The sequence below is a fragment of the Acinetobacter sp. LipI_15 genome (assembly GCF_058242865.1).
This window is the reverse complement of sequence record NZ_JBZAYN010000002.1, coordinates 165,615-188,647: the sequence shown is the minus strand read 5'-3', so window position 1 is coordinate 188,647 and position 23,033 is coordinate 165,615. Positions and strand designations below refer to the sequence as shown.

17 protein-coding genes, 5 pseudogenes and 1 other annotated feature are annotated in these 23,033 nt (G+C 40.1%); of the genes and pseudogenes, 11 read left to right on the top strand and 11 right to left on the bottom strand.

Annotated elements, in window-relative coordinates:
* Positions 1-52: 52 nt before the first annotated feature.
* Entirely contained in the window at positions 53-985 is a 933-nt protein-coding gene (locus tag AC4CU0_RS15960; RefSeq protein ID WP_004812228.1) for an IS5-like element ISAha3 family transposase, read from the bottom strand.
* Positions 986-1,510: 525 nt separating this feature from the next.
* Between AC4CU0_RS15960 and AC4CU0_RS15955 the strand changes: the two genes are divergently transcribed.
* The 6 genes from AC4CU0_RS15955 (at position 1,511) to AC4CU0_RS15930 (ending at position 9,542) form a co-directional block, all read left to right on the top strand.
* A complete protein-coding gene (locus AC4CU0_RS15955) occupies positions 1,511-2,509 on the top strand; it encodes an HlyD family secretion protein (protein WP_490743538.1) in 999 nt (332 codons plus the stop codon).
* Positions 2,510-2,529: 20 nt separating this feature from the next.
* Positions 2,530-5,301 (top strand): ribosome-associated ATPase/putative transporter RbbA, encoded by a 2,772-nt coding sequence (gene rbbA / locus AC4CU0_RS15950; protein WP_490743537.1) that lies wholly within the window; start codon positions 2,530-2,532, stop codon positions 5,299-5,301.
* A gap of 1 nt (position 5,302) precedes the next feature.
* A complete protein-coding gene (locus AC4CU0_RS15945) occupies positions 5,303-6,430 on the top strand; it encodes an ABC transporter permease (RefSeq protein WP_490743536.1) in 1,128 nt (375 codons plus the stop codon).
* 15 nt (positions 6,431-6,445) lie between these two features.
* Positions 6,446-7,903, top strand: coding sequence for an efflux transporter outer membrane subunit (locus tag AC4CU0_RS15940; protein ID WP_490743535.1), 1,458 nt, complete (start codon positions 6,446-6,448; stop codon positions 7,901-7,903).
* Between the two features lie 627 nt (positions 7,904-8,530).
* A complete protein-coding gene (locus AC4CU0_RS15935; protein WP_004973749.1) occupies positions 8,531-8,986 on the top strand; it encodes a helix-turn-helix domain-containing protein in 456 nt (151 codons plus the stop codon).
* The gene (locus AC4CU0_RS15930; protein WP_121533679.1) at positions 8,976-9,542 is read left to right on the top strand and encodes an IS630 family transposase; all 567 of its coding nucleotides are present in this window, start codon (positions 8,976-8,978) and stop codon (positions 9,540-9,542) included. The genes AC4CU0_RS15935 and AC4CU0_RS15930 overlap by 11 nt, the downstream gene beginning before the upstream one ends.
* 215 nt (positions 9,543-9,757) lie before the next feature.
* On the opposite strand, the gene AC4CU0_RS15925 is transcribed toward AC4CU0_RS15930, so the two are convergent.
* Positions 9,758-11,215, bottom strand: a complete 1,458-nt coding sequence (locus tag AC4CU0_RS15925) for a DASS family sodium-coupled anion symporter (RefSeq protein WP_004827137.1) — start codon at positions 11,213-11,215, stop codon at positions 9,758-9,760.
* Between the two features lie 201 nt (positions 11,216-11,416).
* A pseudogene (locus AC4CU0_RS15920) lies at positions 11,417-11,593 on the bottom strand (IS982 family transposase); the annotation flags it as partial.
* A 62-nt stretch (positions 11,594-11,655) separates the two neighbouring features.
* Here AC4CU0_RS15920 and AC4CU0_RS15915 point away from each other — a divergent pair.
* Positions 11,656-12,360 carry an IS6-like element IS1006 family transposase gene (locus tag AC4CU0_RS15915; protein WP_490743534.1) on the top strand — a complete coding sequence of 235 codons (705 nt, stop codon included), beginning with the start codon at positions 11,656-11,658 and terminating at the stop codon, positions 12,358-12,360.
* A gap of 119 nt (positions 12,361-12,479) precedes the next feature.
* On the opposite strand, the gene AC4CU0_RS15910 is transcribed toward AC4CU0_RS15915, so the two are convergent.
* Positions 12,480-13,409, bottom strand: coding sequence for a cation diffusion facilitator family transporter (locus tag AC4CU0_RS15910; protein WP_005253541.1), 930 nt, complete (start codon positions 13,407-13,409; stop codon positions 12,480-12,482).
* A 133-nt stretch (positions 13,410-13,542) separates the two neighbouring features.
* On the opposite strand from AC4CU0_RS15910, the pseudogene AC4CU0_RS15905 reads away from it, so the two are divergent.
* A pseudogene (locus AC4CU0_RS15905) lies at positions 13,543-14,247 on the top strand (IS6 family transposase).
* Positions 14,248-14,417: 170 nt separating this feature from the next.
* Here AC4CU0_RS15905 and AC4CU0_RS15900 read toward each other — a convergent pair.
* The 4 genes from AC4CU0_RS15900 to AC4CU0_RS15885 form a co-directional block, all read right to left on the bottom strand.
* Positions 14,418-15,476, bottom strand: a complete 1,059-nt coding sequence (locus AC4CU0_RS15900) for a 2,3-butanediol dehydrogenase (protein WP_004281883.1) — start codon at positions 15,474-15,476, stop codon at positions 14,418-14,420.
* A 267-nt stretch (positions 15,477-15,743) separates the two neighbouring features.
* Positions 15,744-17,363, bottom strand: coding sequence for an oleate hydratase (locus tag AC4CU0_RS15895; RefSeq protein WP_004883953.1), 1,620 nt, complete (start codon positions 17,361-17,363; stop codon positions 15,744-15,746).
* 312 nt (positions 17,364-17,675) lie between these two features.
* Positions 17,676-18,146: a transposase family protein gene (locus tag AC4CU0_RS15890; RefSeq protein ID WP_180042350.1), complete on the bottom strand. Its 471-nt coding sequence runs from the start codon at positions 18,144-18,146 to the stop codon at positions 17,676-17,678.
* Positions 18,094-18,489 (bottom strand): transposase family protein, encoded by a 396-nt coding sequence (locus AC4CU0_RS15885; protein ID WP_067764127.1) that lies wholly within the window; start codon positions 18,487-18,489, stop codon positions 18,094-18,096. Before AC4CU0_RS15885 ends, AC4CU0_RS15890 begins: the two co-directional genes overlap by 53 nt.
* Positions 18,490-18,664: 175 nt before the next feature.
* Here AC4CU0_RS15885 and AC4CU0_RS15880 point away from each other — a divergent pair.
* From AC4CU0_RS15880 to AC4CU0_RS15870, 3 genes and pseudogenes are all read left to right on the top strand, one after another.
* Positions 18,665-18,937 (top strand): annotated as a pseudogene (locus AC4CU0_RS15880) (IS4-like element ISAba33 family transposase); the annotation flags it as partial.
* Positions 18,921-20,140, top strand: a pseudogene (locus AC4CU0_RS15875) (IS3 family transposase). The pseudogenes AC4CU0_RS15880 and AC4CU0_RS15875, both read left to right, overlap by 17 nt.
* Positions 19,196-19,312, top strand: a sequence feature (AL1L pseudoknot). (Overlaps the previous pseudogene by 117 nt.)
* 115 nt (positions 20,141-20,255) lie before the next feature.
* On the top strand, positions 20,256-20,519 hold the full coding sequence (locus AC4CU0_RS15870; RefSeq protein WP_004871190.1) for a hypothetical protein: 264 nt from the start codon (positions 20,256-20,258) through the stop codon (positions 20,517-20,519).
* 40 nt (positions 20,520-20,559) lie between these two features.
* Here the strand turns inward: AC4CU0_RS15870 and AC4CU0_RS15865 are convergent.
* The 3 genes and pseudogenes from AC4CU0_RS15865 to AC4CU0_RS15855 form a co-directional block, all read right to left on the bottom strand.
* Positions 20,560-21,782, bottom strand: a pseudogene (locus tag AC4CU0_RS15865) (IS256 family transposase).
* A gap of 109 nt (positions 21,783-21,891) precedes the next feature.
* Complete coding sequence (locus AC4CU0_RS15860; RefSeq protein WP_000203952.1) at positions 21,892-22,155, bottom strand: Txe/YoeB family addiction module toxin; 264 nt, start codon at positions 22,153-22,155, stop codon at positions 21,892-21,894.
* Positions 22,142-22,405, bottom strand: coding sequence for a type II toxin-antitoxin system Phd/YefM family antitoxin (locus tag AC4CU0_RS15855; protein WP_016658858.1), 264 nt, complete (start codon positions 22,403-22,405; stop codon positions 22,142-22,144). The genes AC4CU0_RS15860 and AC4CU0_RS15855 overlap by 14 nt, the downstream gene beginning before the upstream one ends.
* Positions 22,406-23,033: the final 628 nt, after the last annotated feature.

The following is a 23,033-nucleotide window of genomic DNA, read 5'->3' as shown; positions in this document are numbered from 1 at the left end:
GGCTTTGTTGCATAAACATTCAAAAGCTGAGTTCTCCCCAATCCATTCAAATTTAAGACACAACTTGGGTGCGAGGTCTACCTAATTCCGTAAATCTATTCAGAACTGCCACACGCGCATGAATTTCATTGACCTGACTTTGAAAATGTCTTGCCGTCAGCCTATCACCTAATAATTTGATGCAATGCATCTTGGTTTCCACCAAACTACGACGGTGATAACCCGACCATTTTTTCCATAGGGTTCTACCTAAATGTTTAACCGTTTGAAGTAACTCATTTCGTTCTATTGAACTTATTTTAGAATCTTTCCAGGGCTTGGCATTCTTTCTGGGTGGAATTACTGCATGTGCTTGACGATCTGAAATCACTTTTCTGCAGCACTTCGTGTCGTACGCGCCATCGGTATAGACAGAATCTATTCGCTCATCTAGTGGAATTTGATCCAGTAAATCACCTAGTACTTGTGAATCACTGACATTATTTGTAGTAAGCTGAACGGCACGTATTTGCAGTGTTTCAGCATCTATACCAATATGCAGTTTACGCCATTGCCGACGGTATTCAGGCTGATGTTTTTTACGCTTCCATTCGCCTTCACCTAAAAACTTTAAACCCGTAGAGTCGACAAGTAGGTGTAACCCATCATGACTTTTCTGATAGCTTATCGCAATATCAATATGCTTTTGTCGTCTACAAAGGGTGGAGTAATCTGGTGCTGTCCAATTCAAGCCACAGAGTTTAATCAGGCTTTGAACAAAGCCAGTAACCATACGTAAAGAAAGACGGAATAGAGATTTGATCATTAAACAGCATTGAATCGCTGTATCGGAATAAGTTTGATTTCGTCCTTGCTTGCCTTGTGGTTGTGCATACCATTGCGTCTTAGGATCAAACCAGATTGAAATATTTCCTCGCTTGATTAAAGCTTGGTTATACGAGGACCAATTGGTTGTACGATAGATTTTAGGTGTAGGCTTCTTCATCTGGAAATTATATTACTGAAGAAGCCTTCAAGAATAGCTTTGTGCAACAAAGCCGTTCTGTCATGAGAAAGCCCATATAAATGGGTAATGTACAAGTTGCTGTAGAAGCATGTTTAATTCGTCTGATCACAGATACTTTATAAAGTATTTTAATACTTTTTTGAATCCGTCAATGCGTAAGTCCTATAGAATTATACTTAGATTAGTTTTTGCGTATAGTATGATACTTTAATAAATATCATTTAAATTTAATATCAATAAAATAAAACACTTACACACAACATAGTATGACACTTTATTGCTTTCATATATAAAATTGGCAATTCATTCAAAAAACAGTAACTCGGATTATTAAAAGTCTTGTTATCCAAAAAATGAATAATATAAGGAAAATAAGGTGAATATCATTCAAGCCTGCTTATTCATCTGGAAATAATATTACTGAATAAGTTTTGATGGACTGGTTTGTGTAACCGAACCATTATAATATGCCTTTATGTCTGTATTTGATAAGGAATAAAGCCAATGCAAAAAAAATGGCTCATTATTGCTGTAATTGTGTGTGTACTTATCGGGGGGGCTGTATGGGTCAATATGCAAAGTTTGAAAAAATTACCTTCGGGTTTTGAGGGGAGTAATGGGCGATTGGAACTACAGCGACTTGATGTCGCCTCTTTGTATCCAGGCCGGGTGATTGATATTAAGGTACAAGAAGGTGATCTGGTTAAAAAAGATGAAGTATTAGTGGTTTTGTCAGCTGAGCAAAGTCACAGTTTGGTTGAAGGTGCACAAGCCAGTAAACAGCGTGCAGAAGAAGCAGTACATCAGGCCGAAGCTGAGATTGCAGCAAGACAACAGCAGTTAAAGGTTGCACAACTCGAGCTGGATAATGCGCTACAGCTGAAAAAGGAGGATTTGATTTCTGTGGTAGAAGTGCAACGCCGTCAAGCAGCACGGGATGGCGAGGCAGCTGCGGTTAAAGCAACCCAGGCAGCACGGGAGTCAGCAATTGCTGCGGTTAATCAGGCTCAGGCACAAATGAATATCGCATCTTCGGCCCATAAGGATATGTTCATCCGCGCACCACAGACTGGTCGGGTAGAGTATCGTATTGCGGAACTGGGCAATGTTGTTGGGCCTGGCAGTAAAGTCATCACTTTACTTGATCCTAGTGATGTGACTTTATCAATTTTTCTTCCTACAGATACCGTTGGAAAATTAAAGCTGGGTGATGATGCCATAGTTGTGCTTGACGGGATTGATGCAGTTTGGCCTGCAAAAATTACATTTATTGCCAGCAATACACAATTTACCCCTAAATATGTGGAAACAGCCAATGAACGCGAAAAACTTATGTATAAGGTAAAATTGCGTATTCCCCAACAAATTAGCTTGCAGTATCAAGGGGTGTTAAAAGGTGGCTTAACTGGTAATGGTTATGTCCGTACCAATCCACAAGAGGCATGGCCAGTACAATGGCAGGCCAAATTACCGCAATTACAGCAAAACGCCAGAACACAATAAAATTGAACAGGTAGTTCGCCATGACGGATGTAAAACAGCAAGAAAACACTGTAACTGCTGTATCGTTACAGGGCGTTTCTCATACTTATGGGCAGGTTCGAGCATTAAATAATATTCATCTGTCGATTCCCAAATCTGTTACAGTCGGGTTGATTGGACCTGATGGTGTTGGAAAATCAACATTATTATCCCTTATTGCCGGGGTGAAGGTGATCCAAAGCGGGCAGGTTTTGATTTTTGATCAGGATATTTCACAAAAAAAAATCCAGAAACATTTGTCACAGCGTATCGCTTTTATGCCCCAAGGTTTGGGGCACAATTTATATCCCACATTGTCTGTCTATGAAAATGTAGATTTTCATGCGAGCCTTTTTGGTTTGGATACCCGTGCCCGAAAACAGCGAATCCAGCGATTATTACAGGCAACAGGATTAGATCCTTTTGTGAATCGTCCGGCTGGTAAATTATCTGGCGGCATGAAACAAAAGCTGAGTTTATGCTGTGCTTTAGTCCATAATCCGCAATTATTAATTCTAGATGAGCCGACGACAGGTGTTGATCCTTTATCAAGACGGCAATTCTGGAATCTGGTTGATGATTTACGCGCTGAAAATACGGAAATGACGGTGATTGTTTCAACCGCTTACATTGACGAAGCGCAACGCTTTGAATATTTATTGGCGATGGATGATGGACAGTTAATTGCCAATGCAACAACGCAGGAAGTGTTACAGCAGACCCAGAGTCAAACACTCGAAGAAGCTTATGTGAAGCTGCTGCCAGAAAATAAACGTGGAACGGGCGTGTTACACGTGACGCCATTTGTTGCAGATCCAGATTCTCCTCCGGCAATTGAAGCACATGATTTGACCAAGCAATTTGGTGATTTTATTGCAGTAGATCATGTTAACTTTACGATTGCACGCGGTGAAATTTTTGGTTTTTTAGGCTCAAATGGATGTGGCAAATCCACCACCATGAAAATGCTAACAGGCTTGCTGGATATCAGTTCAGGCACGGCAAAACTGCTAGGAAAAGAAATTAATGCAGGAGACATGGCAACCCGAATAAAAGTGGGTTATATGTCACAGGCATTTTCATTATATGAAGAATTAACGGTACGTCAGAATCTGGAACTACATGCAAAATTGTACAGGCTCACAGGGAATGATGCTAAAAATGCAGTGCAAAGTGCATTGCAGCAGTTTGATCTGCAAAAAGAAGCCGATACTCAGCCCGCCGCTTTGCCTTTAGGTATTCGGCAACGCTTACAGTTAGCCGCAGCATGTTTACATCATCCGGAAGTATTGATTCTGGATGAGCCTACTTCTGGCGTCGATCCAGCTGCACGAGATATGTTCTGGCAGCATCTCATAAAATTATCGCGACAGGATCGTATTACGATATTTGTTTCGACGCATTTTATGAATGAAGCTGAACGTTGTGACCGTATTTCATTTATGCACCGTGGACGGGTTCTGGCAGTAGGGACACCGCAGGCATTGTGTCAGGCGCAACACACAGATGAACTCGAGCAGGCATTTATTATTTATCTGGAGCAAGCATCAGGTGAAGCTGAACACCCTGTTCAGCATCACACCGATCAAGAGCAAGAGAGTTTAAGAAGTGAAGCCCGCCAGAACCAGACACTTTTTTATAGATTAATGGCCTGGTTTGCCATGGTCTGGACATTTGCTGTCAGGGAAGGCAAAGAGTTATGGCGTGATCCGATTCGAATGTTTTTTGCGATTCTTGGCCCGATCATTCTCATGATGACAGCATCCTATAGCGTTTCTTTTGATGTTAAAAATGTCAAACTCGCAATTCTGGATCGTGATCAAAGTGTGGAAAGTCGGGCCTTAACGGAATATTTTACGGCTTCGCGATATTTTACGCTGGAAAAATATATTGGTTCCGAGGCTGAAATTGATCCTGTGTTAAGAACATCTACAGCCAGGTTGGTGATTGATATTCCACCTGATTTTGGTCGAGATCTGATGCGTGGAAATAAACCGGAAGTCGGCTTCTATGTAGATGGTTCCATGCCATTTACTGCGGAAAATATTAAGGGTTTTATTCTTGGCATGATGAGTAATTACGGGACAGATAAAATAACGGCCATGGGGCTGCCGATAGAGGTCAAATCTGCGGTCTCGATACAGCCAAGATTTGTCTATAATCAGGATTTCAAAAGTATTTATGCTTTTACACCTGGAATGATCATGATGGCGATGATGTTGATTCCCGCCATGATGACCGCCCTCGGTGTGGTGCGAGAGCGGGAAATCGGCTCAATTACCAACTTGTATACGTCTCCGGCATCAGTCCGACAGTTTTTAATTGGTAAACAGTTACCTTATATCGCTTTGGCGATGTGCAGTTATTTCAGTCTGGTCTGGCTTGCCGTTGTGGTGCTGGATGTCCCTGTTTCAGGAAGTTTCTGGGCCATGACATTAGGGGCACTCTTACTGGTTTGTGCCGCGACAGCTTTTGGTTTATTGATTTCGAGTCTGGTCAAAACGCAGGTTGCGGCGATTTTTGCATCGGCGATTTTTACCTTAATTCCCGCATTGAATTTTTCAGGGTTACTTTATCCATTATCTACATTAACGGGCGTAAATTATTGGATCGGTTGGGGATTTCCAACTGCATGGTATCAATTGATCAGTCTGGGGAGTTTTACCAAGGGTTTGGGTTTTCAGGATTTTGTCCAATATTATGTAATGTTGACGCTATTTTGCATCCTATATGTATTGCTGGCAGGTTTGTTCTTAAAGAAACAGGAGCAATAGCATGTGGCAATGGATGAAAAATGTCTGGTTTTTAAGCCAGAAAGAACTGCGCAGTTTGCTAGGTGATTATACGTTAATGGTCTTGATTGTGGTGGTCCTTTCGGTGGCTGTTTATACGGTTTCTACAGGAATTACCACGGAAGTCCGTCATTCATCAATTGCCATTCTCGATGCCGACCATTCGCAGTTATCGTATCAAATACGGGATGCCTTACAGCAGCCGTATTTTAAAACGCCAGTACTGGAACAACGGGAAAATATCGACCAGCAGATGAATCAGGGCGGATATGTTTTTGTGATTGACATTCCTGCCAATTTTGAAAAAGATGTGGTCGCAGGTCGTGCCCCTGAAATTCAGGTTTTGGCGGATGCAACCTCAGTTACACAGGCCGGTATTGGTCTAGTCTATCTTCAACAAATCATTTCACAGCAAGTCAGTCAATTTTTAAAACAGCCTTCTTCAGAAAGTTTACTCCCGGTGAAGCCTGTCCTGAATGTCATGTATAACCCGAATGGCGAATCACATTGGTATCTCAGTGTTGTGCAGATTATTGCCAATATTACCCTGCTGGCCATGGTGCTGGTTGGTGCGGCAATTATCCGCGAGCGTGAACATGGAACCATTGAGCATTTATTGGTGATGCCAGTTTCTGCCAGTGAAATTGCTATGGCCAAAATTCTGACCAATGGATTGGTGATTACCGTAGCTGCTTTACTGTCCTTATGGCTTGTCGTAAATCACTGGTTGCAGGTACCCATTAATGGTTCTGTGACTTTATTTACCTTGGGAACAGTGATTTATTTGTTTTCGGTATCGGCACTGGGAATCTGGTTGGCAACGCTTGCTCCCACAATGCCACAATTTGGCTTGCTATGTTTGCCGGTATATGTGGTCACACGGTTATTGTCCGGTTCGGAGTCGCCACTGGAAAGTATGCCTGAAGTCATGCAATGGTTGACGCAGATTTCACCCGTCACACAATATGTTCAGTTCGGACAGTTTGTTTTATTCCGGAATGCCGGTATTGATAGTGTGTGGGATAAATTACTGATTATGATGCTGATGGGGATTGTATTTCTGGCATTGGCACTTGGGCGTTTTCGTCTTATGTTGGCACGGCAAGGTTAAACCAGGGGGATAAAAATGAATAAATGGCTGTATGTGAGTTTGTTAACGGGGTTAATTTTAAGTGGCTGTGCCAAAGATCAAGTCCAAGTAGAGTCCCAGGTTATGCTGCCTTTACAATTTGATCAGACCGATATGGCAAAAGGATCGGCAGAAATTGCACAATGGTGGCAAAACTGGAATGATCCTGTGCTAAACCGATTGATTGAACAGGGACTGACAACTAATCACGAGTTAAAGGTAGCACTGGAAAATTTACAGGCTGCACGTTCTACCACACAATTAGCAGAAGCCGACCTCAAGCCCGCCTTAGGGGCCAATGCAGGGGTTAGTGCTCATCAATTCCAGCTAGACAATCCGTTAAATTCAGATGTGAAAAATGTTTTATCTCAACTCGGGTCATCACTGGGCGATGATAATTTCAATTTTAATGGACATGCGCAGCACATGGGCTTTATTGCGAGCTGGGAACTCGATATTTTTGGACAGAAAAAAAGTGATGTAGATGCTGTCCGATATGCCAGTCTAGCGACCATGCAGCAATGGTATGGCGCTCAAATGCTGGTTGCTAGTGATATTGCCCAGAATTACTTTACCGTTCGCAGTTTACAGCAACGCATCAAAATTGGTGATCATACGGTTGCGACGTTACAGCAGTTAAAACGGTATGCTCAGGGGAGATTTAGAGCTGGCCAGATTACCGATTATGATGTTAAAGATGTAGATGCCAAACTTACAGCAGTACAAGCACAATTAGCCACTCTACAGGCACAGGCCGATGCGTATCAGCGTAATATCGCGGTATTGACCGGCCAAGTGCCACAAGGATTTAAACTCGCAGCAAGCCCACAAAATATCTTGCAGCATATTCCAGCCCCCCCGCAAGGACAGCGGCCGTTGCAAATCCTGAATCGTCGTCCAGATATACAGGCCAAACAGGCGGTGGTACAAGCATATAGTGCCAAACGGGCCAGTGCACAGGCAGATTTATTACCGCGTTTTAATATGCAGTTTTTTTGGCAAACCGGGCAATTGAGTCTGGATAGCGATTTACCAGATTTAAAAGGTTATGGTGGTTTGGTGAGTGCAGGGATGACTTTGCCAATTTTTACAGCCGGACGTATTCATCATAATATTGAAATAAGTGATCATCGTTTGCAGGCTGCTCTGGCCGATTATGATCATGCTGTATTAAAAGCACTTGCTGAAGTAGACAGTAGTTATCAGCTTCAATTTGCGTTAAGTCGTCAAAATCTTTTATTGGCACAGGCACTGCATAAAGCCAATCAACAAGCCAAAGATGCCAGTACATTGTATCGTTATGGCCAAATGACGCTGGATCGTGCACTTAGTGCACGTTTAACCGCAAATGAGCTTGCAGATAAACAGGTTCAGGGAAAGCTGGCGCAGGCACAAAATCTACTGGATCTGTATAAAACACTTGGCGGGGGGTGGCAATCCACCCAGTCTGACTGAATAAAGTGCTTTAATTGCTCTATTCATCTTCTACCCAGGTAGAAATTTAAATTTTGATGGTTTGGAAAAATTCAGCTTTTGAATATTTATTTATCCAATGGTTTGAGCAGTCAGGTTGTAGCACTGCTACGTCATGAGATTGTTTATATCTAAAAGCATCATGTGAAAATTATTCTGATTGTGTTTTTGAGTAATAAAGTTAAATACTAAGTAATAAACAATGATACTTGGTAATAAAGTTTCATCCCAATTTTCAAAAAAAGAAAATATATTCATTATTTTCAGTATATTGAAATATTGGTATGAAACTTTTTTATTTTAATAGAATTATACTTAGATTAGTTTTTGCGTATAGTATGATACTTTAATAAATATCATTTAAATTTAATATCAATAAAATAAAACACTTACACACAACATAGTATGACACTTTATTGCTTTCATATAAAAGAATGATTTCACCTTGAAAGTGCCGACCGTGGAAGGGATTCATCTGCTGTATCTCGAAATAAATAAGATATTTAGCTTATCATGTCAGCCTATTTGCAACAGTGCCTCATGACTACTAAGTTGACAAAAATAACTAATCATGCGAAAAAAGTTTTTTTAGTTAACAGATGTTCACACATGCCTCGAATTGTTTCTGTACCACTTAGTTTAGAACAGCGAGAACGACTCATTTTTCTGGCCAAGCATGCAAAACATTGGCGTGAAAGACAACGTGCCCAAACTATTCTCTGGCTTTCTGAAGGTAAAAGTGTTGCGGAAGTTGCCACTCTACAAGAACGTATACCAGAAACCATAAGGCTACAACGCCGACGTTGGGAATTGTATGAGTTTGAATCGATTAAAGAAGGTCATCGCTCAGGTCGGCCCAATACATTGATCTCAGACTATCAGGCGAAAATCCTAGATTGGGTCAATACAAGTCCACTCAATGCAGAACAAATCCGAGTCAAACTACATGAAGAATACGAAGTGTCCGTGTCTGTTGAAACCATTCGTAAGTTTTTACGAGATTCAGGTATGGTCTTCAAGCGTACCCGTCATAGCTTGAAAAAAAAGAGATCCGATTGCATTTGAACAAGCAACACAGCAGATTGAAAAATTACGAGAGCAAGCGGCACGTGGTGAAATTATATTAGGTTATGTTGATGAAACAGGGTTTTCATCTACACCTGATAACCGCTATGCGTGGACAAAGATAGGTGATGTTCATGCGGTTGATGCAATAAGATTAAAACGAGTTAATGTCATGGGGTGTTTGCTTTCAACGGGGAAACTGGTGACAAGTTGTTTACAAGAGTCAGTTACAAGCACTTGGTTTTATGCCTATTTAACTGGAATAGCTCAACAAGTAAAACAGACTTATAACCTTCCATTGGTTCTTATTGTTGATAATGCCTCGATTCATAGAAGTAAAAAGATGGCTGATTACAGAGAGCTACTTAAAAGTAACTTTTCGACGAATTTGTATTTTATTCCAGCTTATAGCCCTGAGTTAAATCGAATCGAGATGGTATGGAAGCAGATGAAATATTATTGGCGAGATTTTCAAGTCATGACAGCTGATAAAATAGAGCAATGGGTGGAGAGAGTATCAAACCAATTCGGAAAAGAATACATGTTTACTTTTTAATGACAGCTTATGTCTGTGAAACAACAACAGATAAGCAAGCGCATAATTGGGTCTATGACATCGAGTCTAATTAATCAAATATATTTTTATTCAGTGAGTAAAATTATAACGAAGTTTCTGTAATGGACAGATATTAAAAAGCCCCCTTATTCAGGGGGCAGGTTGTATAGATATAACTATACTTATAAAATTTTAATTTTGTTATAGATATTAAATTACCAATAGCCCAGCATCTTCCACCAAAGTCCGCCCAATACAATAAAAATAGCTATATTGATAATGCTCATAGCAAAACCAGCTTTCCACCATTCACCAAGCGTTGTATAACCTGAACCATAAATAATAGGGGATGTACCTGTCGCATAATGAGTCAGCGTCATCATAATGCTTGATGCTGCTGCCATAATCAGTGCAAAGAACATTGGAGGAGCACCTAGTGCGATACCTGCAATGTAGAATGCTGAAAACATAGCGGTAATATGTGCAGTAGTACTGGCAAAAATATAGTGAGCGTACATATAAGCAAATAGTAAAAGCATGGAAGCAGGAACCCACGTTAAGCCAAGCTGTCCAATGCTAGTTTGTAAAACACCAGAAAACCAAGCGATTAAGCCGAGCTTATTTAAAAAGGTCGCCATCATGACCAATGCAGCAAACCAAGTTACTGTATCCCATGCACTCTTTTGAGTTAAGACATCATCCCAAGTTAAAACTCCTGTAAGCAGAAGGAGTGATAAACCAATAAACGCGGTTGTAGTTGGGTCTAAAGTCCACATATCACCCAACAACATGGCAGGAATACCTGCCCAGAGTAATAATAAAATTCCAAATACAGCCAACATAATCATTTCATGTAAGGTAATGGGACCCATTTCTTGTAAACGGTCTTTGGCAAATTGTGCAGCATTTGGTGTTTTTTTAATTTCAGGTGGGTACATAAAGTAAAGCGCAATCGGCATAAATGCTAATGCAACAACACCTGGTAAAACCATTGCTAATGCCCATGTGGTCCAACTCAAATGGATTTGACTATTGGTCGCTTTCGCAATGAGTTCAACGACTAAAGGGTTGGGTGCAGTAGCCGTAATAAACATGGCAGAAGTAATAGGATTTGAATGGTAATTGACCAAAGCAAGATATTTACCAATTTTACCTTCAGTGCCTTTTTCTGGATCTGAGTCAAAACTCGTTGCAATCGAGCGCACGATAGGGTGAATAATTCCGCCTCCACGTGCTGTATTACTTGGGGTAACAGGTGCAAGAATGAGTTCAGATAATGCAAGGCTATAGCCAATACCAATGGTTCTTTTACCCCAAACTGCAATAAAGTAATAACCTAGTCGTGCACCTAGCCCTGTTTTTTGTAACCCTTTTGAAATCATGATGGATATACCAATCAACCAAATAAGAGGGTTAGTAAAGCCACTTAAAGCATCTTTGATGGCATCGCTAGGGTTATCTGCTGTTACTCGGGTAATCGCGACCAGTGCTATCGCGATAATCGAAATTGCACCAATAGGCATTGCTTTACCAATAATGGCTGAAATAACACCAATAAACATCGCAAATAGAAGCCAAGCATTTGCAGAAACATCTTGCGGAATTGGAATGAGAAACCAAATAATAAGGGTAAGTGATACTGAAATTATGGTTGGTATGAGTTTGAATCCCATTGAATCGTACTCCAAAAATATAGTTATTATGTGATATATAATGAACAGTGATTTTATTGAAGTCTAGTGTGGTTAACATATTGTCAATAAAAGAAAAATTTCAATTTTGTCTAGCGAACGATTGACTTCAATAAGAATTTAATGTTGCTCAATTCATTTATTCTTAATAGTAGTTTATATGTTTATTAACCCGAATCCTGTTTAAGCCAATGGTTCCATAATTTGAATTTTCGGCTTATTTCGATGAGTTAATTGATATGCGCATAACGATGCGTAAATCCCACTTAGAAATCCATGAATACTACGAGCTTTACTCGTCACTAAATTGTATTGGCCTTTCAATAAGCTGAATAACGTTTCTATTTTATTGCGCTGTTTGGCACTGTTGCAAATAACCACGAATGGTAAGCTGAAGACTGTTTTAGCTAAAGGTGCAGCATATGAATCCTTTCCATGGTCGGCATTTTCAGGGCGAAATCATTCTTTGGGCTGTGCGCTGGTATTGTAAATATGGCATTAGCTATCGTGAACTGCAGGAAATGCTGGCCGAACGGGGTATGAATGTTGATCACACGACTATTTACCGTTGGGTTCAACGTTATGCTCCTGAAATAGAAAAACGTTTACGCTGGTATTGGCGTAATCCTACAGATCTGAGCTCGTGGCATATTGATGAAACCTATGTAAAAGTGAATGGACGATGGTCTTATCTGTATCGTGCAGTCGATCAACGTGGCGATACCATTGATTTTTATCTTTCTTCTAGACGTAATACCAAATCAGCATATTGTTTTCTTGGAAAAATTTTAAATAATGTGAAGAAGTGGCAAATTCCACAAGTGATCAACACGGATAAAGTACCCACATATGGACGTGCTTTATCACGGTTAAAACGGGAAGGTAAATGTCCACCAGACCTTGAGCACAGGCAGATTAAGTATAAAAATAACGTGATTGAATGTGATCATGGCAAGCTAAAGCGGATCATCAGGGCCACATTAGGATTCAAATCTATGAAGACGGCTTATGCCACAATTAAAGGTATTGAAGTCATGCGTGCACTACGTAAAGGACAAGCATCGTCATTTTATTATGGTCAGCCTCAGGGTGAAGTGTGTCTAATCAACAGGGTTTTCGGTCTCTAAGTACTTTTTAAAGGGAACATCATCGACTCAAATCTCTATTTGCAACAGTGCCAAAAGAATAGCTTGGTTATATATGAATATCCGAATATGCGCAATATGAAATATATGATTCTGAGACTTTATTTCAACAAGGATTGGCTAGAAGTATAATGTGGTTTAAGTTTCATTTCACAACCTTCAGCATAAGCGATCGATTCCAGCTGCACCGTCACATGTTTGAGATCAAAATGATGATGTAAAGCTTCGGTAATTTCTGCAAGTAAGGTATTCGCAGTTTGTAAGTTGTCATCATAAACCACATGCACCGTGAGTGCATTTTCCAGGGTACTCATACTCCAGATGTGTAAATCATGCAGATCCACAACGCTCGGAATATTGAGTAAGCAGTTCCTGACTTCTAAAAGGTTAATCTGATCGGGCACACCATCAAAGAGCAAGTGTAAGGATTGGCGGAACAAGGAAAATGTTCCCAAAATAATAATAATGGCGATAATCAAACCTACCACAGCGTCAATCCATAACCAGCCCTGCCATAAATATAAGGCCCCCGCGACCACTACGCCGACCGAAACAACGGCATCTGCCGCCATATGCAGAAAGGCACCTTTGATATTCAAATCATGCTGACTGTTTTTAAGAAACAAAAGGGCGGTGCTCAAATTCACTACCACACCGATTGCAGCGACGATCATAACGGTGACTGCCGCTACAGGGCTGGGAGACTGAATCCGTTGTATAGATTCCCAGCCTAGAGAAAACATCGCAAAGAGGATCAGCACGGCATTAGTAAAACTGGCCAGAATCGAGGCTTTTTGCCAACCATAAGTATGTCGACGATTGGAGTGAATACGCGCTACGCTATAGGCTGCCCATGCCAGAAGTAATCCACCGACATCGGTTAAGTTATGGCCCGCATCAGCCAGCAAGGCCATGGAGTCGGTTTGCCAGCCATAGAATGCTTCAATTAAAACAAAGCCCAAGTTCAATACAATACCGATAGCAAAGGCCGTACCGTAATGTGATGTCTCATGTGTGTGGGAATGAGCCATGGTCAATAAAAATCCAGATAAGGTCTGTTGTACTAATTAAAGCATTTCTAATGCTAAAGCAATTCCTTGCGGCACTGTTGCAAATAGGCTGACATGATAAGCTAAATATCTTATTTATTTCGAGATACAGCAGATGAATCCCTTCCACGGTCGGCACTTTCAAGGTGAAATCATTCTTTGGGCTGTTCGTTGGTATTGTAAATATGGCATCAGCTATCGTGAACTTCAAGAAATGCTCGCTGAACGAGGCATAAATGTGGATCACAGTACAATTTATCGTTGGGTTCAGCGTTATGCTCCAGAAATGGAAAAACGGTTACGCTGGTATTGGCGTAATCCTACAGATTTACATTCATGGCATATGGATGAGACTTATATCAAAGTGAAGGGGCGATGGACTTACCTGTATCGTGCAGTTGATCAACGGGGTCATACGATTGACTTTTACCTTTCCGCTAGACGGAACAGTAAATCAGCCTATAGTTTTCTAGGAAAGATCTTCAATACGGTGAAAAAATGGCAAATTCCACGGGTCATCAATACAGATAAAGCAGCGACCTATGGCCATGCTTTATCACGATTAAAGTGAGAAGGAAAATGTCCAGTAGATATTGAGCACAGGCAGATTAAGTATAAAAATAATATCATTGAATGTGATCATGGTAAGTTAAAGCGAATCATCAGGGCCACATTAGGATTCAAATCTATGAAGACGGCTTATGCCACAATTAAAGGTATTGAAGTCATGCGTGCACTACGTAAAGGACAAGCATCGTCATTTTATTATGGTCAGCCTCAGGGTGAAGTGTGTCTAATCAACAGGGTTTTCGGTCTCTAAGCACTTTTTAAAGGGAACATCATCGACTCAAATCTCTATTTGCAACAGTGCCGTAAATTTGAGAATGAATCTGTACGTACAGACTCATTCCCTATCTATAAAGATATTAGAAATAGCTACATAGAGTTTATTTCTAGTTTATTCAAATTAGTCGTTCAAATTAGGCGTTACTACGGATGAACAATAATTTTTACAGCAGACTCATTATTATGAATCAATGTTTCAAAGCCTTTAGAAACAAGATCATCTAATGCAATCCGTTGGGTAATAAAAGGTTCTAGATTAATCTTACCTTGCTCAACCAAACGGATAGTTTCCTGATGATCATTTACATAAGCAATCGTGCCACGAATATCTAGCTCTTTCATCACCACACTATGCACATTAATTGTGGCAGGATGGCTCCAAATAGAAACGATAACGACTACACCAGTTGGTTTCATTGCTGCAACGAGTGTATCCATGACTTTATTGACACTACTACATTCAAAAGCGACATCTACACCGCGGTCTTCTGTAATTTTCATTACCTCAGCAACTACATCAACCTTAGATGGGTCTAGTACATAATCGGCAACACCCGCTTCTATCGCTTTTTCTTTACGTTTTGCACTCAGTTCAGTAATGATGACCGTGAGACCTTTAGCCTTTAAAATAGCAGATAAAAGTAAGCCTATTGGGCCTGCTCCACCAACCAGTGCGATATCGCCAGCTTTTGCGCCACTTCTGACATAGGCATGATGACCGACAGATAAAGGTTCTATCAATGCTGCTTGGTCTAAAGGAATATCATTTGAAATAGGATGTACCCAACGCCGCTGAACTGCAATTTTTTCAGAAAGACCACCACCGCGTCCGCCTAAACCAATAAAGTTCATATTTTTTGATAAATGATACTTATCATTGGGGCCAGTCGGCACATCGTCAGCAATGATGTAGGGTTCAACTACGACATGTTGCCCAATTTGGATATCATCTACACCCTCTCCAACTGCATAAACCACGCCTGAAAATTCATGTCCCATTGTTACAGGTGCAGATTCTCCCGAAATTGGGTGTGGGTGACCACAAGGTGGAATAAAAATAGGACCTTCCATGAATTCATGTAAATCTGTACCGCAAATACCACACCACGCAACTTGAATTCCAACTGTGCCTGGAAGTACTTTCGGTTCAGGGATATCTTCAATTCGAATATCCCCTCGGTCATAAAAACGAGCTGCTTTCATTTTATATTCCTTATATTGATGTTAACGGTAAACCAGTGCGTACACGGCCTCAACTTTCAATAAAGTATAAAAGGTGTTTGTGTAGGCAATACCCTTACTTTTGATAAGCCAAAAGAAAGCAAAAGCCTTTGTTACCCATACATAACATCCCTATTATGATGGATAACGTGTGGCATCCCTGCCACACTCGTGTATCCAAACGTTGCTTAAATTAAACTATGTAATAGTGGCGACATAAAGGTGCTCTTATCGCTATATATTAAAAACTTAGTGGAACACTGTTTCTAAAGCTTTTAAACCCACTTTGGGATCAAGTAGACCGTTGTAAATTTCAGGGATTTCACGTTCCACCCCAAAAAATTCATAAATGGCAAGCATCGCCCCACGAACTGAATATTCCACAGTAAAGACCACGTCATCTTCAATTTCCACAAACTGTCCAAGGAAAGCAAAGTTTTGTGAGCCTTGTGGAATTACCTGTGGACGATCCCCCGGTTTACGGCAGGCGAATAGGGCAGAGGCGTATGGCATCATGGCGGTAGTAACATCAGTCGTTGCCAAAACATGATCTAAAATGTCGTCAAAACCGAGCTGTTTAATCAGTTCTGTTAGGATTTCTTGCCCCGTGGCTTCGGACATTGGTTTTTTGATGTAATCGCCTATATGGTCAATTTGGAAACCGTAGCCCCATAAGGTATATAAACCTTCAGGTAAGTCGGCAAAGTGTGGCTGTGCAGGAACCACGATGGATAAATGCCAACCCGACTCATACCAAGTCATGAGTGCGCCTGTGCCTGGTTCATTGCCTGTATAGTCAATAATACGTTTAAGTAGCACGTCATCTTTCATGGTCAGAGTGAAAGACTCCCACTTATGTTCATCGACATTGCCATAAAAAGTCATTGGACGGCCAAAGTCTGGGGCTTTTTGTGCCAGCGTTTCCCAAAGCGTCCAGCCATGATCTTCTCGATGACGAATAAGGGCAGGCACGTCATGATTACCGCCATAACGTGAGTCTGCTGTAATAGAGCCTAAAGTGAAAATAGCTAAATCATTGGCTTTCAGATTAATTTGCTCTGAGCCTTCAGGCAATTGTACATATAGGCGTGAAGCGTAGCGTTCTTGAGTTTCAGCATTGGTAATGAAGTCTGCATCTGTGACATAGTGTCCAAAACGCACATCGACGCCTTGTGCGACTAACCAACGCTGTAGGGGCAGAATCATCGAGTCATATTGGTTGTACTTGGTACGTTTCACACCCGCTAAGGTATGAATGCGTGGCAATTCTTGAATAAAACGCAAGAAATAGCGTCTTAACTCTGCTGCACTGTGCCATTTTTGAAAAGCGAAAGTCGTGCGCCACATGCGCCAGAAATTGGTTTCAAAAAAGGTTTCATCAAAAAACTCATCAATGCGGCGACTGCCAATTTTTTCTTCTTTTGAAGCTAATAGGCGCAGCATCTGTGCACGATGTAGCGTATTCAGACCAAGCTTTGCTGCATCCGCAATGACATGTTCGGCATCAATCAACCGTGCATTGGCGTGGGTTTTCACTTTTTCATTAAACTCACGACATTCTTCACGCACCGAAATGTCTGGATTTTCCAAAGATGGAATACTGGAAAATAAGTCCCATAGGCACAAATAAGTTTCATCGGTCAGCATTCGCCCACCACGTGTTACCCAAGCTTGCGCGGCATGCGGTGTATGTCCACCATCCATCGAACCACCTGAAATATCGAGTTCTTCTAAAATATGGATATTTTTGGCAGGGACTTTGGCATCACGGATTGCAAATGCAGCAGCAGCCATACCTGCGATACCACCACCAATAATCCAAAGATGGGACTGTTGCGCGTCTAATGGGGTGCGCTTCTTATTTTGCATGGTTCACCTTTAATTATGATGTTAAAAATTATGAAGTAAAAAAATTGGTTTAGAAAAACCTTAAAAATAGTATGTCTTTTTATATATGAAAAATGTATGAAATGGGAAGCAATCCCCTCATTATATTTTGTAATCAAAAATAGACGTATGATGGCTATTTTTAATACACATTTGTCTTTTTATTAAAATTGAATATGATCTAAATAATTGATGTTAATGTTTATTGTTGAGTAATTGCTCTATTGTTGTTTTCACTATGCCGTATGCTAAATTTCTTTAAAAATAGGCTTTTTATTAGACTTCTTTCATAATTCATTTTTTGCTCAGCTCTAAATTATAGATTCCCGCAATTAAATTGAATCTTAAGCCCAGTCTTTTTCCTCGATTACGATATCGCTCGGCAAGGATTTTGAAAGTTTTTAAACTACCAAATACATGCTCAACCCCAATTCTTCTTTTGTTGATTTCTTGATTATAGATTTTTAGTTCAGGATCCAATTTACAGCGCTTTTTTGCTTTTAATGGCAACAAGCTATTTGGATACATTGCATAAATCCCTTGATAGCCTTTATCTGCAAGGATAAAGGCACCTGCCGGAATCTGATGTAAGTTTCGTTTGAAGAGTTCGAAATCATGTACAGCACCACGATCAGTGCATAAACTCAGAATTTGCTGAGTTATATAATGAATGATGGCCTGGACTTTGAAAGTATGTGCCTTCTTTTTGCCACTATAGCTTTTCTTCTGTTTTTTTAGGTCTTTGTATTGGAATTTCTGTGGCATCAACAATCACCACGTTCCAGTCGATGCCTTCGCCCTCAGGCAAATGCTTCGGTAAATTAAATAAATTGGACTTGATCAGGCAGTCCTCTACATGACGGACAATTCTTGAAGCAGTCGGCTCTGACACACCATAACTTGTTGCAACATGGAACAAGGTTCGGTATTCGCGCCAATAACTTAAGCACAGAAGGATTTGATCTTCTATGCTCAATTTAGTTGGTCTACCTTTAGCAGGAACATGCATTTTCAGTTGTTCAACCATTAAATCAAAGGTTGACCATGATATGCCGGTGTATCGCTTAAACTGTGTTTCAGAAAGCTTCTTTGAATCGATATATTTCATCCGCAGATTATGCATGAATATTTAAAATTCTTCGGTACAAATAATCAGCAAGAGACTGTTCGTTTTTTGATTTATGAAAGAGGCTTATTTATCATTAAAAAATATCTTTGTACACGACAAAAAAGATAACTCATTGAAATAATGGCATAATACTTGTTTTCTGACGACGAATATGATGACACATTTCAATGAGTTACATCTCATCTTAAACAAATATCTAAAGTGGAACAAGTCACATGCAAAATGTTTTACACTGATTATGCTTGCATTAATTGTAAAACAGACATGTAATCTTTCTTCTGCATCTAAAGCCTTACCCATCAAGTGCTTACCACAATCATTTTATCGACATATACAACGCTTCTTTGCAGATCAGTATTTTGAACCGTACCGGGTTTGTCGGAGACTCAGTATTCTGAGAGAATGTTCCGATGACCAAATTAAAATATACCCCTGAAATCAGAGAAAGAGCGGTTCAATTATTGATTGAATCTGAAAAAGACTATCCATCTAATTGGGCTGCGATCACAGCTATTGCGCCTAAGATTGGTTGTACTCCTGAAACACTTCGTGCTTGGCATCAAAAGCATTTAGATGAGCAAAATCCTATCAAAGTACAACAGATCTCTGATCAAGAAAAAATGAAGCAAATGGAACGTGAAATCAAAGAATTAAAGCGTGCCAATGAAATTCTGCGTAAAGCAGCCGCTTTTTTCGCCCAGGCGGAGCTCGACCGCCCACACAAATAATGGTGGATTTCATCCATAACAATAAAGGCTTATATGGTGTTGATACGATTTGTAGGATTTTACCGATCTCAGCTTCTACCTATTATCGAACACTAGATATTGCTGAAAACCCAGAACATCGAGCAAAGCAAGATCTACATGATTTGCATCATGCTGAACAAATTAAACGAATTTGGAAAGAAAGTTCAGGTCGATATGGTGTGCGTAAAGTTTGACAACAACTGAAACGTGAAGGTTATGTTATTGCACGTTGTACAGTTGCTCGATTGATGCAAAAGCTAGGTATACAAGGTGTTTGGCGTGGTAAGAATAAATACACCACCCGTAGCCGAGATGATCAAAAAAGAGCGGATGATTTAGTGAAACGTAATTTTAATGCTGATCATCCAAACCAACTATTGGTGGGTGACTTTACGTATATTCAAACTCATTCAGGCTGGGTATATACCGCATTTGTTATTGACGTGTTCTCACGAGCAATTGTTGGATGGAAAGTATCTACACGGATGAATACAGATATGGTGCTCGATGCATTGGAGCAAGCATTGCACGATCGAGGTATGCCTAAGAATGTGATTCATCATTCAGATAGAGGTGTTCAATATCTTTCAATTCGCTATACCAATCGTTTAGAAGCAGCAAATTTACGAGCATCAGTCGGTACGACTGGTGATTCATACGATAATGCTTTGGCTGAAACGGTGAATGGCTTATACAAAACAGAGGTGATTGAATATTTAAAAGCGGATTGGCAAGGTTTAGCGGATGTACAACTTGCGACACTAAACTGGGTAGATTGGTTCAATAAAGAGCGTGTACACAGTGCACTGGGTTATGTATCACCTTTTGAGTTTGAAGCAATGTACTATGATAAGATTAACCCGTTAGGTCAGGTGGCCTAACTTAAATAAAAAAGTCTCCGACAAACCCGGTACGGTTCAGGGGGAATTTCAGCATGGATTTGGACCAGTATTGTACCTTCAGCTGCAAAAGGCTGCCGTGTAGCAGGAGCATAATATGGAATTATGGGTCGATATGATTAATAGTACAAACTTTGAAAAGGTTTTCTACTTTTCATTAGCTGTATTATTTAGTTTTTTATCATCTTGGTATTATCAAAGTTTAATACATATCCCATTTAATAAAGATATCGTTTTTGGTTCTATTATAACTGGTTGTGGTATATTTATTTTTGTATTTGCGACCTTCTGGTGGAGTTTTCCAAGTGCAATACTATCTGGTATTTTTGGGGGAGTTTTTTTCACTAGAAAAGTAACTTAATGAGCCTGTAAATAATTTTGTGTAATTGCTTTTCATAAATTTAAAGGTGATTGCTTAAGCGGTCACCGAATTCAATAATAAAGCGGCTCATGGCTAAACGCCAGTCGCGAATAGGCATATTCCACTTTTTAGACGCTGCATCAATTGCTAAGTAAATCACTTTACGTACAGAATCATCCGTTGGAAAGACTTTACGTTTTTTGATCGCTTGGCGTATTACGCTGTTTAATGACTCGATTGCGTTGGTGGTGTAGATGGCTTTGCGTATCTCGGCTGGATAAGCACAGAAGGTATTCAGATTCTCCCAGTGCATACGCCAGCTTTTGCTGATCTGTGGATACTTGTCATCCCATGTTTGGGCAAATTGATCCAGGGCCATCAAGGCTGCCTCTTCAGTAGGTGATTGATAAACGGCTTTTAAATCCTGAGTGACCGCCTTGTAATCTTTCCATGACACGTATTTCAAGCTGTTGCGCAGCATGTGGATAATGCACAGCTGGATATGGGTTTGCGGGTATACGCTGTTAATAGCATCAGGAAAGCCTTTTAGTCCATCCACACAGGCGATCAGAATATCCTGCAACCCTCGGTTTTTAAGCTCAGTCAGGACATTCAGCCAGAACTTGGCACCTTCATTCTCAGCCATCCACATACCGAGCAATTCTTTCTGTCCCTCAAGATTAATGCCTAAGGCAAGGAATACAGCCTTGTTGATGACACTGCCATTATGACGGACTTTAACTACAATACAGTCCATATAAACGATGGGATAGATCGCATCCAAAGGACGGTTTTGCCATTCAGCAACCTGCTCCTTGACGGCATCCTCACAGCAGTGCTGTTCGCCTTGGAAATGAGCGTTGGAGATACATCAGCATCGTACATTTCCTTAAAGGTAGCAACGATTTCACGGGTTGTCATGCCTTTGGCATAAAGGGATAGAATCTGGCTATCCATTTGCGTGATACGGGTCTGATTTTTCTTAATCAACTGAGGCTCGAAAGTGCCATCACGATCACGTGGTGTGGTGATCTCAATCTCCCCATCATCGCTAAGTAAAGTCTTACTAGAATAACCATTGCGAGAATTTGAACCAGATTTACGGGCATTTTTTTCATGTCCGAGATGTTCGGTAAGTTCGGCATTGAGAGCCGTTTCAACAGTGATTTTGGTCAACAATCGGGTGAATTGATTGAGATCTTCTTCTGTTTTGATTCCTTTAGCAAATTCTGCTGCAAGGTCTTTTAGTTTTTGTTCGTTCATCATGTTGCCTGACTCCGTTGTGAATATGAACATAGCAAATTCAGGCAATTACACAATTTAATTTACAGTCTCATAAAATACTCTCCCATACTAAGAATAGGGAATATTATTAGTAATGGAACCGACATTGAATAATGGAAATTCGTTCATCCGTCACTTCATAAACTAATCTATGCTTCTCATCAATTCTACGGCTCCAGAATCCTGAAAGATTTGCTTTTAAAGGTTCTGGTTTTCCAGTTCCTTCAAAGGGTGTTCTTTGACATTCTCTGATTAAGGTATTGATACGTTTGAGTATCTTTTTATCCTGTGTTTGCCAATAGATATATTCATCCCAGGCATTTTCAGTCCATTCGACATTACGACTCGTCATCTATAATCAACTCTCTTTGTTTGGTTTTACCTGCGCGTAATTGAGCAATTGATTCGTTTAAACGAGTGGTATTATTTGGAGATGAAAGGAGATACAACGTTTCCATTAAACTGTCGTAATGATCTTGTCCCATTACTACAGCATGACCGCCTTCTTTTCTTGTAATGAAAGCGACATCTGCATCATCAATAACTTTATCTAAAACAGATTTTAAGTTGTTACGTGCGTCTGTATATGTAAATACATGCATATATTTCTCCCTCATAAAGTAAGCTGTGTTAAAACGCTACTGACTAGATGATAGTGATTGAACTTTACAATCTAAAATGTACAGAATTCTGTACATGTTGTCAATTTTGTGTAACAGTTTTATATCAAATAGGCTTTGTTGCATAAAGATTTCATAACTATATGATTTTAAAAGTTTTGATTATTTTTTGATCCAAAATTAAATTTATTTAAATCAGATGCTTACATATTTATACAACAGAGCCGACTGAAGATACTATTAAATTAAAGAAGTCTAATTAGATATTTACAATCTAATAGAGTCTAACAACTTGCTTTAAGCTCTATTAATTTTGCATGGTGTCACGAGGAACCGGGATTTGCTATCAGTTCAATCTGGAATATCTGGCCCCAGTAGTCTGAAGCAATGGGATCGATGGGCAGGGCTCTGCCTTTGCTGATACCTCAGGCAGCTTAAAAGTATTTACGCCAGCCAATAGAAAAAACACCAAAGTTCACTACCAGATAGCGAGTTATAATTTAAATTTGAGTGAGTTGGGGGGATGCTTCAAATTATAAATCTTTGTGCAACAAAGCCCTACTATTCTGAAATGACAGCTTTGTCCGTTATAATTGTATAAACATTTTTA

Bases quoted from the DNA above. Each gene is read 5' to 3' on its own strand.
- AC4CU0_RS15960 (WP_004812228.1), bottom strand. From the start codon at position 985: ATGAAGAAGCCTACACCTAAAATCTATCGTACAACCAATTGGTCCTCG.
- AC4CU0_RS15955 (WP_490743538.1), top strand. From the start codon at position 1,511: ATGCAAAAAAAATGGCTCATTATTGCTGTAATTGTGTGTGTACTTATC.
- rbbA (WP_490743537.1), top strand. From the start codon at position 2,530: ATGACGGATGTAAAACAGCAAGAAAACACTGTAACTGCTGTATCGTTA.
- AC4CU0_RS15945 (WP_490743536.1), top strand. From the start codon at position 5,303: ATGTGGCAATGGATGAAAAATGTCTGGTTTTTAAGCCAGAAAGAACTG.
- AC4CU0_RS15940 (WP_490743535.1), top strand. From the start codon at position 6,446: ATGAATAAATGGCTGTATGTGAGTTTGTTAACGGGGTTAATTTTAAGT.
- AC4CU0_RS15935 (WP_004973749.1), top strand. From the start codon at position 8,531: ATGCCTCGAATTGTTTCTGTACCACTTAGTTTAGAACAGCGAGAACGA.
- AC4CU0_RS15925 (WP_004827137.1), bottom strand. From the start codon at position 11,215: ATGGGATTCAAACTCATACCAACCATAATTTCAGTATCACTTACCCTT.
- AC4CU0_RS15915 (WP_490743534.1), top strand. From the start codon at position 11,656: ATGAATCCTTTCCATGGTCGGCATTTTCAGGGCGAAATCATTCTTTGG.
- AC4CU0_RS15910 (WP_005253541.1), bottom strand. From the start codon at position 13,409: ATGGCTCATTCCCACACACATGAGACATCACATTACGGTACGGCCTTT.
- AC4CU0_RS15900 (WP_004281883.1), bottom strand. From the start codon at position 15,476: ATGAAAGCAGCTCGTTTTTATGACCGAGGGGATATTCGAATTGAAGAT.
- AC4CU0_RS15895 (WP_004883953.1), bottom strand. From the start codon at position 17,363: ATGCAAAATAAGAAGCGCACCCCATTAGACGCGCAACAGTCCCATCTT.
- AC4CU0_RS15890 (WP_180042350.1), bottom strand. From the start codon at position 18,146: ATGCCACAGAAATTCCAATACAAAGACCTAAAAAAACAGAAGAAAAGC.
- AC4CU0_RS15885 (WP_067764127.1), bottom strand. From the start codon at position 18,489: ATGAAATATATCGATTCAAAGAAGCTTTCTGAAACACAGTTTAAGCGA.
- AC4CU0_RS15870 (WP_004871190.1), top strand. From the start codon at position 20,256: ATGGAATTATGGGTCGATATGATTAATAGTACAAACTTTGAAAAGGTT.
- AC4CU0_RS15860 (WP_000203952.1), bottom strand. From the start codon at position 22,155: ATGACGAGTCGTAATGTCGAATGGACTGAAAATGCCTGGGATGAATAT.
- AC4CU0_RS15855 (WP_016658858.1), bottom strand. From the start codon at position 22,405: ATGCATGTATTTACATATACAGACGCACGTAACAACTTAAAATCTGTT.